This is a genomic window from Cognatishimia sp. 1_MG-2023, from assembly GCF_030548175.1.
Classification (GTDB): Bacteria; Pseudomonadota; Alphaproteobacteria; order Rhodobacterales; family Rhodobacteraceae; genus Cognatishimia.
This window is the reverse complement of sequence record NZ_JAUORX010000006.1, coordinates 12,262-25,197: the sequence shown is the minus strand read 5'-3', so window position 1 is coordinate 25,197 and position 12,936 is coordinate 12,262. Positions and strand designations below refer to the sequence as shown.

The following is a 12,936-nucleotide window of genomic DNA, read 5'->3' as shown; positions in this document are numbered from 1 at the left end:
GCCTTAGCTTGCCTTAGGGCTAGAGCTTTGCGGATCAGTAGTGCGGGGGGCGGTCGTTGCCGAAGGTGACGGAGTCGCCGCCTGCGGATTCGCGGCCGGCTTCGCGTTCTAGCAGGAGTTTCACGCGGCGTTTTAGGGTTTGGATTTCAGCATCTTGACGGGCAACCACGTCGGAGAGGTCTTCGACGGTGCGGATCAGGTGGGCGATTTTTTCTTCGATGTGTTCCATGGCGCTGGCGTAAGCTTTGTTGCCGCGTGGGTCAAGAGAGGGGCTTTGCCCCTTTTGGCTACGCCAATTCACCCCAAGGTATTTGGATCAAGAAAAGGCCTGATTGGCATGTGATTGCAGGCTTGGGTTGCTTGCAGCATGGGGGTGGGGTAAGTGCGAGCCGTGTAATTTAACCAAGGAAACTTGAGCGATGGCCAAAGTGAAAAAAGCCCCGCGCCCTAAGGCAGTGACGCCAAAGGGGTTCCGCGACTATTTCGGTACCGAAGTGACGGAACGCACCGAAATGCTGCATCAAATTGCAGGGGTTTATCATCGTTACGGGTTTGACGCCTTGGAGAGCGCTGCGGTTGAGACTGTGGAAGCTTTGGGTAAGTTTTTGCCGGATGTCGATCGCCCGAACGAGGGTGTGTTTGCTTGGCAAGAGGCGGATGACGACGGGCAGGGCGATTGGATGGCTTTGCGCTATGATCTGACCGCGCCTTTGGCACGGGTTTATGCGCAGCACCGCAATGATTTGCCCACGCCTTATCGTCGCTATGCGATGGGGCCTGTTTGGCGCAATGAAAAGCCCGGTCCGGGGCGGTATCGTCAATTTTATCAATGTGATGCGGATACTGTGGGTGCGGCCTCTGTTGCGGCGGATGCTGAGATTTGCGCGATGTTGTCGGACACGTTGGAGACTGTTGGTATTCCGCGCGGGGATTATCTGGTGCGGGTCAACAACCGCAAGGTTTTGAATGGTGTGCTTGAGGCCATGGGTCTTGGCGATGATCAGGCAGCCAAGGACAATGTTCTGCGCACGATTGATAAGTTTGACAAAGTTGGCGAAAGCGGCGTGCGCGAGCTGTTGGGCAAGGGGCGTTTGGATGCCTCTGGTGCGTATATCGACGGTGTTGGATTGTCTGACGATCAAGCGGCTCCGGTTTTGGCGTTCTTGACGTCCAAGGCGGCGGATGCGGCAAAGACATTTGCGAATCTGCGGGATGCTGTGGGTGGTTCGGCTGTTGGGGCCGAGGGCATCGCAGAGCTTGAGCAGATTGGTGATTTGCTGGCGGCTGGTGGCTATGGCGCGGATCGGATTGAGATTGATCCGTCTGTTGTGCGTGGTCTTGGCTATTACACCGGTCCGGTGTTTGAGGCAGAGCTGACCTTTGAGATATTCGACGAGAAGGGGCGCAAGCGTCAGTTTGGGTCCGTGTCTGGTGGTGGGCGGTATGACGATCTGGTCAAGCGTTTCACCGGTCAGGCCGTGCCTGCGACCGGTGTGTCGATTGGTGTGGATCGTCTGTTGGCGGCGTTGCGCGAAAAAGGCCGCATTGGTGGCACTGAGGCGGGGCCAGTTGTTGTGACCGTGATGGATAAGGCGCGTATGGCGGATTATCAGGAAATGGTGGCAGAGCTGCGCAATGCGGGCATTCGGGCTGAGGTCTATTTGGGTAACCCCAAGAACTTTGGCAATCAGCTGAAATATGCGGATAAGCGGAACTCTCCGATTGCGGTCATCGAAGGTGGTGACGAAAAGGAGAAGGGCGTAATTCAGATCAAGGATTTGATCCTTGGGGCGAAGATTGCTGAAAGCGCGACCTTGGAAGAGTGGAAAGAACGCCCAAGCCAATTCGAAGTGGGTCGCGGTGATCTGGTCGCGAAGGTGCGCGAGATTTTGGCGAGCCAAGAGGGGCAAAGCTGATGTCTGATAAGGCTTTGATCCGCGCCCGTGCTGCGGAACTGCGTGCGTTTTTTGAAAAGGCGGGGGCGGTGGTGGCTGAGACATCCTTGTTGCAGCCTGCGGAAACGCTTTTGGATTTGTATGGCGAAGACATTCGTGCCCGCGCCTATGTGACCAGCGATAGCTTATTGGGCGAGCAGATGCTGCGGCCTGATTTCACCGTGCCCGTGGTGCAGATGCATATGGAGCATGGGGCGGAACCGGCGCGCTATACCTATTCTGGTGAAGTGTTTCGACGCCAAGAAGAAGATACGCGGCGTGCGAATGAATATACGCAAGTTGGCTATGAGATCTTTGATCGTGACAACCCAGCGGCGGCGGATGCCGAAGTCTTTGCACTGATCCAAGAGGCGCTGTCGCCGTTGGATGTGCGGGTGTCGACGGGTGATATCGGGTTGCTGAAGGCGGCTGTTCAGGGGCTTGAGACAACAGAGCGTCGCAAGGCGGCTTTGGCGCGGCACATTTGGCGACCTCGGCGGTTCCGGTCTTTGTTGGATCGGTTTGCGGGGCGTGTTGAAGTGCCGCCAAGCCGCGAAGCGCTGTTGGCGCAAGATGAACCTATGCAAAGTGGTGTGCCGTTTATTGGATTGCGCACACCGGCAGAGGTGTCTGACCGGATCGAAGCGCTGCGCGAAGATGTTGGTGCGATGCCGATTTCTGCGGGTCAGGTTGAATTGCTGGATGCCTTGTTAGACGTGCGGGAAACCTTGCCGTTTGCTTTGGAGCAACTGCGCGATATTGCAGTGGACCTGCCAGCGATTAGCCCGGCGGTGCAAAGCCTGCGGGACCGGATCGAAGCCCTGGATAAGCGCGGCGTGAATGTCGATGCGATCGAATTCGAAGGCAGCTATGGCCGCACGAATATGGAATATTACGACGGTTTCGTCTTTGGCTTTTATGCCGAAGGGCGGGCTGATCTGCCGCCCTTGGCGACAGGTGGGCGCTATGATGCGCTGACCCGCGTGTTGGGACAGGGCAATGAAATTCCAGCGGTTGGGGCGGTGATCCGGCCCGAAGTGGTTCTGCAACTGGAGGCAGGCGCATGACAATTAAGTTGGGTGTGCCCTCTAAGGGGCGGTTGATGGAAAAGACCTTTGACTGGTTTGGTGAGCGTGGGGTTTCCCTCGCGCGGACCGGATCGGACCGCGAATATGCGGGTAAGGTCGAAGGTGTTGATGGCGTTGAATTGGTACTGCTAAGCGCGGGTGAGATTCCACGCGAATTGGCGGCTGGGCGTATCCATTTGGGTGTGACCGGGACCGATTTGGTTCGCGAAAAACTTGGCCTTTGGGAGCAACAGGTTGAGGTCATGGCAGAGCTGGGCTTTGGCCGGGCGGATTTGATCATTGCTGTGCCGCAGTGCTGGGTTGATGTGGACCTGCTGGACGATCTGGATGCCGCGGCAGCTGCGTTCCGTAAGGAACATGGTTTCCGCATGCGGATTGCGACCAAGTATCACCGTTTGGTGCGGGATTTCCTGCGCGAAAATGGCGTGGCGGATTATCAACTGGTTGATAGCCAAGGCGCAACCGAAGGTACGATCAAGAACATGACGGCGGAAGCCGTGGCAGATATTACCTCGACCGGGGAGACGCTACGGGCGAACCATTTGAAAATTTTGTCAGATGGTTTGATGCTGAAATCCCAAGCGACCCTGTTCCGCGCGCGCCGTGCGCCGTTGGAAGGGAATGATCGGAAAGTGTTAGAAACGCTTTTGGAAACGCTTGATCTGTAAGCGCTTGTTTGAGTTTGGATATGGGAAGCCCCGCAGCATTGTGCTGCGGGGTTTTTTGTTAGCAGCAGGCGCGTTTTTGTGGTGCAGTGGGGCCGCATTTTGGACCGCAGGATTGGTTTTGGGCCGGTTTGCACAGGGCCTGCATGTCAGTCAGCCGAATTTCTGCCATTGAATTATCAGTCTGCTGCAATGAAACGTCGTAGCGCGAGAGCTGTGTGTTTTGTGGCGCGTACTCGGCGTACAGTGGGGCGTCTTTCAAGGCGGGTATGGTTTTGAGGCTGTGGCTGAGAATTGCGCTGAATTTGCTGACAGTCATGTGTGTCCCGTCGCCACCATCCAATAGCTGCAACGTGGCTTCGGTCCAATCTGCTACGTTGCCGCCGCAGTCGATGCTGGTGATCTTAGCCGACTTCAGTTCAGTCACATGATAGCCACCGCCGATGTCGCCGTCTTTGGTGGAAAAGATGAGGGGCGCGGCTGAGGATTTTTCGCCTAATAGGGTCAGTAGGTTTTCTAGGGACATAGGGAGGGCTTTCATTTCAATGATTCTTGAATTATTAAATTGCTAACTTAATTGCGATTACATTTCAAGAAAGATTGAAATATGAAGGAAGCGGAAGCCTTACAGGCGTTTTCGGCATTGTCCGGGGAAACGCGGTTGCGGATGTTGCGGTTGTTGGTTGTCGCCGGAGAGGGTGGCATGACAGCTGGGGACATTAGCGCGCAAACGGATGCGGCGCCGTCGCGGGCCTCTTTTCATCTGTCAGCTTTGGCCAAGGCTGGTTTGGTCAGTGCAACGCGGGAAGCCAAGCAAATCAGGTATCATGTGCGGTTTGAAACGTTAGGAGAATTGATGGGGTATATTCTGACGGATTGCTGTCAAAACCATCCAACGGTGCGGAGTTGCTGTTTAGGCGATCAGGGCTGCTAGGCCCATTACGTTAGATGCTAAAAAGCCCGCTTCGATGAAGCGGGCTTTTCGTTGTTTCGTGGGGCTTGGCTTACCAGCAGCTGACGAGGACGGTCATGTCGCCTGCGAGGGCGGTTAGGTCTTCGGGGGCCATGATGCCGAGGGACTCGCCCGCGTCTGTTGTGATGCCTTCTTGGGTCAGCAGGGCGCGGATGGCGTCGCCGCTGGCGGCGAAGCTGACGTCGCCTGGTAGTTGGCGGCTGGTGCCGTCTGCTTTTGGAAGCAGCATGCCAACAACTGAGCCGCCTGTATCAAAGACTGGGCCGCCTGCGTCACCTGGGAGGGGCGCGAGGGCGAGACGCGTTAGGGTTTCTTCGCCTTCGAGGCCACGTAGGTCAGAGAGTGTGCCGAAGGTAACGGATGGGGCGCTTAGGACGCCGCCGAAAGAATAGCCTGCGACGGCAACTTCGGATTTCAGGCGCGGTTGTGAGTTGCGAAATGACGCCACTGCGATTGGCGCAAGGGAGGTTTGCGGACGCAGGACGGCGACGCCGAGTTGATCGTTCACGCCAACCAATTCCGCATCGTATTCGTCATCTAGAGTGATGCGCTGGCAGCTACCGACGGCTTCGGCTGTAGTGATCACGGTGCCTTTGTTGTCGATGTAAAAGCCAGAGCGAGACAGCTTTGGCTTGCGGATTTCAAGGCCTGCGAGCAGGTCGATGTCTTGGACCGCATTGGAGCCTGCGGATGGGTCCAGCACGCCGTCGATCCGGTTGAACGAGCTGCGCATTTCGGTCAGCACACGGCGGCGGCGCTCTTCGTCGCCTGATGGCCAGACCAAAGTGAAGCCTTTGATTTCGCCGCGGATCAGGCTGACTTCGGTGTGGCTGATGCGCGCTGCGTCTTCGCCGACCAGAACAAAGCTGTTGTCTTTGCGTTCGCGTGGGCCTTCGAGTGGGACAATGTCCAAGGTCTGCATGATGTCATACAGGCCGAAGAGCGTGGATTGATCGCCGGTTTGGCTGATCATCACGACCTGTGCATCCAGGTCAGCTGTCGGAGTGTATGTGACGAATGGGTATTCTGCGGATTTCAGCGAGACCACTTCGGTTGGGATCATCATTTCGATGCCCGCGTCAAAGTTGGAAACGGATTGTAGGCCAAGACCGTCGAGAACCGCGTTGTACTGGCCTTTTAGGGCTGCGCGCTGTGCTGTGGTTAGAACGCCAGTTGTTTCGTAGCCGTTTGCGGCCTGCCATGCGGACATAGAGGCGCGGGTGCCACGACCGTAAGAACCATCAATCGCGGCATTGTAAAAGCCTGCCCATTTCAACCAGGATTGCAGTTCTTTCTTTTCGTCGCGTGTCAGCTGCGCTTCGCTGGCGCGGGCCTCGCGAGGTGTTTCGTCTGGCACAATTGTTTCAGTTTCAGGCGCGATTTGTGCAGCGGGTTGTGCTTCTGGCTGGGCGAGGGGCTCTGCTGCAGGTGTTTCCACCCGTACATTCAAAAGATTCGCACCGATTGGCCAGAATTGGCTTTCAAAGGATGAGGTGAATGTAATGTAGGCGTCGCGCGGAATAAGGCCGTCGCGGCGATAGGCGCGCAAGACGGTTTCTGCATCGGCGCGATTGTATGGGCCAAGGGCAATTCCGTACCAACCACCACCAAGTGCAAAACCGTTTACGTCCTGTAACCGGTTGGCATAATTAATGATTTGGCGATTTGCTTGTGCAAGACTTGGTTGGGCTTCGACTTGCACCCAAACGGCGTCTTCTTGCTGGGCAAAGGCGGCGCGTGTCGTCATGACGACCGCAAATAGAATAGTTAAAAGAAAGCGCGGCATTGTGACTTTGGCCCTTTAATCGCTAAGATTTCCTGTTTGTTGGCCCTTTTACCAATTTCCGCCGCGCATGCACCCTTAAATTCCCGTTTCACGCAATTGACCCGCAGACCTGTTGCGCATAGGAACAACCGGCGTTTGAAAAGGGCAGAACCATGGCGAATACGGACAGCAAACCACGGTCATTCCAAGAGATCATCCTGCGGCTTCAGGCCTATTGGGCTGAGAAGGGCTGCGCGGTGATGCAACCTTATGACATGGAAGTCGGTGCAGGTACGTTCCACCCGGCAACGACCCTGCGGTCGCTTGGGTCAAAACCATGGGCTGCGGCCTATGTGCAACCATCCCGTCGGCCAACCGATGGCCGCTATGGCGAGAACCCGAACCGCTTGCAGCATTATTATCAGTACCAAGTGCTGATCAAGCCAAGCCCACCCAACCTGCAAGAGCTGTATCTGGGATCGCTGAAAGCGATCGGCATTGATATGGAAATGCACGACATCCGTTTCGTCGAGGATGACTGGGAAAGCCCAACATTGGGCGCTTGGGGTCTTGGCTGGGAAGTTTGGTGTGACGGCATGGAAGTCAGCCAGTTCACCTATTTCCAACAGGTTGGCGGCCATGATTGCCATCCGGTGTCAGGCGAGCTGACCTATGGTTTGGAACGTCTGGCGATGTATATCCTTGGCGTCGATCACGTGATGGACATGCCATATAACGACCCGGATGCTTTGATCCCGCTGTCTTATGGTGATGTGTTCAAGCAGACCGAAGAAGAATACGCACGTTGGAACTTTGATGTGGCCAACACCGAGGTGCTGCTGCGTCATTTCGAAGAGGCGGAAGCCGAGTGTGAAAACATTCTGGCGCAAGAGCACGTTGATCCGAAAACCGGCAAGACCATCATCATGGCGCATCCGGCCTATGATCAGTGCATCAAAGCCAGCCACATCTTTAACCTGCTTGACGCGCGCGGTGTGATCTCTGTCACCGAACGTCAGGCCTATATCGGGCGCGTGCGCGCGCTGTCCAAGCAATGCGCGGATGCCTTTGTGCAAACCGCAGCAGGCGGGGCCGCGGCGTGATGGGTAAGTTTTTGGCGGGGTTTCTAGTTGTGTCTGCTTTGGCGATGGGCATCGCGCTCTATTATTTTCAAACGCAGGCTTATTACGAACCTGTTGCTGCAACCGGTGACACCGACGTTCAGATGACCCTGATGGCCACTGGCCAGCCGGACCCGATCTTGTTTGAAGACTTCGAAGCGATTGACGCGGACTCTTCTCCGATCCGGTATCGCGCCTGTTTCACCACATCGCAAAGCCAAGCGATGATGACGGAAACCTATGTGCCCTATGAAACGGCAGAGCCCCTGATCGCGCCTGACTGGTTTGGCTGCTTTGATGCGGTTGAAATCGGTGAAGCGTTGGAAAACGGCGAGGCTTTGGCCTTTATGGGGACGCAAAACATTCACTATGGCATCGACCGCGTGATCGCGATTATGCCTGACGGCCGGGGCTTTGCCTGGCACCAAATTAACGCCTGTGGCGAGGTTGTCTTTGACGGCGATCCAGCCCCTGACTTTTGTCCGCCTAAACCGGAAGGCCAATAACAATGCCCGATCTGCTGATTGAACTGTTTTCCGAAGAAATCCCAGCCCGCATGCAAAAACGCGCGGCGGATGATCTGAAAAAACGTGTGACCGATGGTTTGGTCGAGGCCGGTTTGACCTATGCCCATGCATCGGCGTTTTCGACACCGCGTCGTTTGACCCTAGCACTTGAGGGCATGTTGGCCGAAAGCCCAACCGTGCGTGAAGAACGCAAGGGCCCAAAGGTGGGCGCGCCTGAAAAAGCCATCGAAGGCTTTTTGCGTGGTGCTGGCCTAACGATGGATCAGCTCGAAGAGCGTGAGACACCAAAGGGCAGCGTCTATTTCGCAACCATCGAAAAGCCGGGCCGCCCGGCAGCGGCGATTGTGGCGGAAGTGCTAGAAGATACCATTCGTAACTTCCCTTGGCCAAAGGCAATGCGCTGGGGCACGGGCTCTTTGCGTTGGGTGCGTCCGTTGCATTCTATTCTATGCATCACATCTGACGAAACCGGTCATGCGGTTGTGCCGATGTCCGTAGATGGCATCGAAGCGGGTGACACCACCGAAGGCCACCGCTTTATGGGCTCTGGCCGCTTTGCGGTGACGGGCTTTGAAGATTACGCTGCCAAGCTAAAGCGGGATTATGTGGTGCTGTCTGCCGAAGAGCGCGCCGAGATGATCGCCGCTGATGCGCAGAACCTTGCGTTTGCGCAGGGGCTTGAGGTTGTCGAAGACAAAGGCCTGCTGGCCGAAGTCGCGGGTTTGGTTGAATGGCCGGTCACTTTGATGGGCGACATTGCGGACGACTTTTTGAACTTGCCAGCCGAGGTTCTGCAAACCTCGATGAAAGAACACCAAAAGTTCTTTTCTATCCGCAACCCCAAGACGGGCCGGATTGAGAAATTCATCACCGTTGCGAACCGCGAAACCAAAGACAATGGCGCGACTATTCTGGCGGGGAACCAAAAGGTTCTATTCGCGCGTCTGTCTGATGCAAAATTCTTCTGGGAAAACGATGTGCGCACCGCCAAGGCAGGCGCTGCGGAGTGGCTGGAAAAGCTGACCAACGTGACCTTCCATAACAAGCTCGGCTCGCAAGCCGAGCGCATTGATCGCGTGGCCGCATTGGCGCGTGAGATCGCGCCGATTGTGGGTGCCGATGCGGACCTGGCTGAAAAGGCTGCGCGTTGGGCCAAGGCTGATCTGTCATCCGAAATGGTCTATGAGTTCCCTGAACTGCAGGGCCTGATGGGCCGCTACTATGCGGAATTCGCGGGTCATCCGGCAGAGGTTGCTGCGGCGGCTACCGAACATTATTCGCCGCTTGGCCCGTCAGACGACGTGCCAACAGCGCCGGTATCCGTGGCCGTTGCGCTGGCGGATAAGCTGGATGTGCTGACAGGGTTCTGGGCGATTGATGAGAAACCAACAGGGTCCAAAGACCCGTTTGCACTGCGTCGTGCGGCGTTGGGTGTTATTCGGTTGATCCTTACCAATAGCTTGACTGCACCTTTGAAATCACTGCCAGTGCGTGACGATGCTGATATGGGTGATTTGTTGGGCTTCTTCCACGACCGCCTCAAAGTCTTTTTGCGCGACCAAGGCATTCGTCATGACGTGATCGATGCATGCATCGCGATGGACGGTAATGACGACATCGCCTTGCTGGTGAACCGTGCAAGTGCGCTTGAGAATTTCATGAAAACCGATGACGGCACCAACCTGCTGCAAGGGTTTAAACGCGCCAATAACATCCTCACTCAAGCCGAGGAAAAAGATGGTGTCGAATATTCCTATGGCGCGGATATGAAGTTTGTCGAGGACGACGCAGAAAAGGCATTGTTCGAGGCGCTTGATAAATTCGAAGCACCGATTGCCGAAGCGATCCGTGGCGAAGATTTCGCCGCTGCTATGGTGGGCCTTGCCGGTCTGCGCGCGCCGATTGATGCGTTTTTCGAAGCGGTACAGGTTAATTCAGACAATGACGTGGTGCGCCGCAACCGTCTGAACCTACTTAGCCGTATCCGGAAACTTTGCGCGTCTGTCGCGGATCTCACTAAGGTCGAAGGCTAAACGCTCTTCTGGTTTTTTCTTGACTAAAATACCTCCGCCGGAGGCCGCGCCGAATTTTCCCTGAAAATTCGGCGCTTTTGCGTTCCGCACAGACCACGTCTGGCGCTAAACCTTTTCCTTGCCTCACTTTCTGTTGCGCGTATGCTGCCATCAACAGAAGGAATGCCGCATTGCAGCAAGACAATTCGCATATCACGCTTGTGACCCCAAGCGCACCGATCCACCCAGACACACATGGTGGACGCGCGAAATGCTTGCAGCGGTTGGTGCGGTTGGACTTGCCGGTGCCAACCACGGTCGCTTTGTCCTTTGATGCGGTGCATCGCATCGCGGGCGGAGACATTCCAGATATTGAGCAATTGGTTGAGCCGTTTGTTGGCGACCATCTGCTTTGCGTGCGTCCAAGCTCCCAAGACCCTGACTGGGGTGGTCCGGGTGCGGTTTTGAACATTGGGATCAATGCGGAACGCCATGCCAACTTAGCGAAGGAAATTGGCAGCGACGCGGCGGACGAGATTTATCTGCGGTTCATTCAGGCCTATTCGACCCATGTTGCGCGGCTGGATCCTGATATTTTTGATGACATCGACCTAGGCTCGCCCAATGCCTTGCGCGATACGCTGGATGCCTATGAACACGAGGCCGAAGAGCCGTTTCCGCAAGATCCAAAAGAGCAGCTTGCCGGTGTGTTGCGGTCTATGGCGCGCGCTTGGGAAGGGACCTCTGCGCGGTTGTTGCGCATGGCCAAAGGTGCACCAGCGGATGCTGGGTTGGGGCTTGTCGTGCAGGCCATGGTGCTTGGGCTGGGTCAGGGTGAAAGCGGATCGGGTGTTTTGCAGCTTGTGGATGGGGTCACGGGCCTTGCGGTGATCAAGGGGCGGTATTTGACCCAATCGCAGGGGCGCGATGCGTTGCAAGCGGGAGAGAAATCCTGGTTCTTGGAACGCGATGCGCGTGGGCCAAGTTTGCAAGATAAGCTGCCCAAAGCCTTTGATGCGCTGGTGACACATGCGCAGTTGATGCGCCGGCGGTTGCGCGAAGAGATGCAGATGGAATTCACCATCAGCAACGGCGAGGTGCACATTCTAGACGGGGTGCGCTTGCAGCGCTCTGCTCGAGCTGGGGTGCGGATTGCTGTTGCCTTGGCCGAAGATAAGATCATCCCGCGCGAAGAAGCTGTGTTGCGGATTGAACCGCGGGCGTTGAATGAATTGCTGCACCGTCAGGTCGACCCAGAGGCCGAGCGTGACGAGATCGTGACCGGTGTTGCTGCCAGCCCTGGGGCTGCGACAGGGAAGATTGTGTTTTCTGCAGTGGCCGCGCAAGCGAGTGCGGCGCGCGGTGAGCCGTGTATTTTGGTGCGGCGTGAAACCAACCCAGAAGATATTCGCGGTATGCACGCGGCGGTGGCCGTGTTGACAGAACGTGGTGGGATCACCAGCCATGCGGCTGTGATTGCGCGTGGGCTTGGATTGCCCTGTGTGGTTGGCGCGAATGAAATGCGGTTTCAGGCAAGGTCGCGTCAGATCATTGCGGCGGATGGGCGTGTCTTTAAAGAAGGGGATACGCTGACGATTGATGGCACAAACGGGCAGGTTTTGTCTGGTCAGCCAGCGATGCTAGAAGCGACTTTGGATGAGGCGTTCCAAAAGCTGATGAGCTGGGCTGACGATAGCCGCGATATTGATGTGCGTGCCAATGCGGATACGCCAGCTGATGCTATGACGGCCCGGAACTTTAAGGCGCAGGGGATTGGTCTGTGCCGCACGGAACATATGTTCTTTGAAGAAGACCGGCTGACAGTGATGCGCGAAATGATTTTTGCGGATGAGGTCGAGGATCGCACGGCTGCGCTTGAGCGGTTGTTGCCGATGCAACGGGCCGATTTTGCTGATCTGTTTCGGATTATGCAGGGCAAACCAGTGTGTATTCGTCTGTTTGATCCGCCTTTGCATGAGTTTTTGCCAAGCGAACGCGCGGGAATGCGCGATTTGGCAGAGGCGTTGAACTTGCCATTGTCCCGTGTGGAACGTCGTATTCAGGCCTTAAGCGAACATAACCCAATGCTGGGCATGCGTGGCGTTCGGCTTGGGATCACGGTGCCAGAGATTTATGACATGCAGGCGCGCGCGATCTTTGAGGCGACGATTGAGGCATCCAAAGATGGTGAACCGGTGGTGCCCGAGATCATGATCCCATTGGTCAGTGCCAAGCGGGAAGTGGAATTGGTTAAGACCCGGATTGATGCGGTGGCTGCAGCGGTGCGGACAGAGCAGGGCGTGAAGTTTGATTTCCGTTTGGGCGTGATGGTGGAAACCCCTCGGGCGGCGTTGAGGGCTGGCGATATTGCGCCGCATTGCGATTTCTTTAGTTTCGGCACGAATGATTTGACGCAGATGACCTATGGGTTGTCACGTGATGACGCGGGGCGTTTCATGTCTGCTTATGTACAGCAGGGCGTTTATGTCGAAGACCCGTTTCACACGCTGGATACCGAGGGCGTCGGTGAATTGCTACAGTTGGGGGCAGCACGCGGCCGTGCAGCGCATCCTGCGCTGACTTTGTCGGTCTGTGGTGAGCATGGTGGCAGCCCCGAATCGATAGCATTTTGCCGAAAAGCGGGGATGGACTACGTTTCTTGCTCTCCTTTCCGGGTTCCAGTTGCGCGGCTTGCTGCTGCTCAGTTGGCGATAAAAGACAAGATAGGGTAGCAATTCGCCCTAAATGCGCAGCATATCGGTCACATTTCTGACAAATTTCTCAGAATTGGCCGTTGGGTAGACGCATTCGTTAATTTTCTGTATGCACCAGCCGATGTTTCGCCGGGTCG

The 12,936-nt window shown here is 56.1% G+C and carries 11 protein-coding genes; 8 read left to right on the top strand and 3 right to left on the bottom strand.

Going from position 1 to position 12,936, the window contains the following annotated elements; translation table 11 throughout:
- Positions 1-34: 34 nt before the first annotated feature.
- Positions 35-229, bottom strand: a complete 195-nt coding sequence (locus Q4544_RS11220) for a SlyX family protein (RefSeq protein ID WP_303506302.1) — start codon at positions 227-229, stop codon at positions 35-37.
- Positions 230-419: 190 nt separating this feature from the next.
- Here Q4544_RS11220 and hisS point away from each other — a divergent pair, with 190 nt between their 5' ends.
- The 3 genes from hisS to hisG are packed head-to-tail and all read left to right on the top strand — an operon-like array spanning position 420 to position 3,690.
- Positions 420-1,916 (top strand): histidine--tRNA ligase, encoded by a 1,497-nt coding sequence (hisS, locus tag Q4544_RS11215; RefSeq protein ID WP_303506300.1) that lies wholly within the window; start codon positions 420-422, stop codon positions 1,914-1,916.
- On the top strand, positions 1,916-3,001 hold the full coding sequence (locus Q4544_RS11210; protein WP_303506299.1) for an ATP phosphoribosyltransferase regulatory subunit: 1,086 nt from the start codon (positions 1,916-1,918) through the stop codon (positions 2,999-3,001). The genes hisS and Q4544_RS11210 overlap by 1 nt, the downstream gene beginning before the upstream one ends.
- Positions 2,998-3,690 (top strand): ATP phosphoribosyltransferase, encoded by a 693-nt coding sequence (gene hisG / locus Q4544_RS11205; RefSeq protein WP_303506298.1) that lies wholly within the window; start codon positions 2,998-3,000, stop codon positions 3,688-3,690. The genes Q4544_RS11210 and hisG overlap by 4 nt, the downstream gene beginning before the upstream one ends.
- Positions 3,691-3,748: 58 nt before the next feature.
- On the opposite strand, the gene Q4544_RS11200 is transcribed toward hisG, so the two are convergent.
- Positions 3,749-4,228 carry a DUF6428 family protein gene (locus Q4544_RS11200; protein WP_303506297.1) on the bottom strand — a complete coding sequence of 160 codons (480 nt, stop codon included), beginning with the start codon at positions 4,226-4,228 and terminating at the stop codon, positions 3,749-3,751.
- Positions 4,229-4,294: 66 nt separating this feature from the next.
- Here Q4544_RS11200 and Q4544_RS11195 point away from each other — a divergent pair, with 66 nt between their 5' ends.
- Positions 4,295-4,621 carry a helix-turn-helix transcriptional regulator gene (locus Q4544_RS11195; protein ID WP_303506296.1) on the top strand — a complete coding sequence of 109 codons (327 nt, stop codon included), beginning with the start codon at positions 4,295-4,297 and terminating at the stop codon, positions 4,619-4,621.
- A 70-nt stretch (positions 4,622-4,691) separates the two neighbouring features.
- Here Q4544_RS11195 and Q4544_RS11190 read toward each other — a convergent pair whose 3' ends face one another.
- Positions 4,692-6,407 carry a serine protease gene (locus Q4544_RS11190; RefSeq protein ID WP_303506294.1) on the bottom strand — a complete coding sequence of 572 codons (1,716 nt, stop codon included), beginning with the start codon at positions 6,405-6,407 and terminating at the stop codon, positions 4,692-4,694.
- A gap of 191 nt (positions 6,408-6,598) precedes the next feature.
- Here Q4544_RS11190 and Q4544_RS11185 point away from each other — a divergent pair, with 191 nt between their 5' ends.
- From Q4544_RS11185 to ppdK, 4 genes are all read left to right on the top strand, one after another.
- The gene (locus tag Q4544_RS11185) at positions 6,599-7,528 is read left to right on the top strand and encodes a glycine--tRNA ligase subunit alpha (RefSeq protein ID WP_303506292.1); all 930 of its coding nucleotides are present in this window, start codon (positions 6,599-6,601) and stop codon (positions 7,526-7,528) included.
- The gene (locus Q4544_RS11180; RefSeq protein WP_303506698.1) at positions 7,528-8,052 is read left to right on the top strand and encodes a DUF6446 family protein; all 525 of its coding nucleotides are present in this window, start codon (positions 7,528-7,530) and stop codon (positions 8,050-8,052) included. Before Q4544_RS11185 ends, Q4544_RS11180 begins: the two co-directional genes overlap by 1 nt.
- A 2-nt stretch (positions 8,053-8,054) precedes the next feature.
- Positions 8,055-10,106, top strand: a complete 2,052-nt coding sequence (gene glyS / locus Q4544_RS11175) for a glycine--tRNA ligase subunit beta (RefSeq protein ID WP_303506290.1) — start codon at positions 8,055-8,057, stop codon at positions 10,104-10,106.
- Between the two features lie 170 nt (positions 10,107-10,276).
- A complete protein-coding gene (gene ppdK, locus Q4544_RS11170; protein WP_303506289.1) occupies positions 10,277-12,817 on the top strand; it encodes a pyruvate, phosphate dikinase in 2,541 nt (846 codons plus the stop codon).
- Positions 12,818-12,936: the final 119 nt, after the last annotated feature.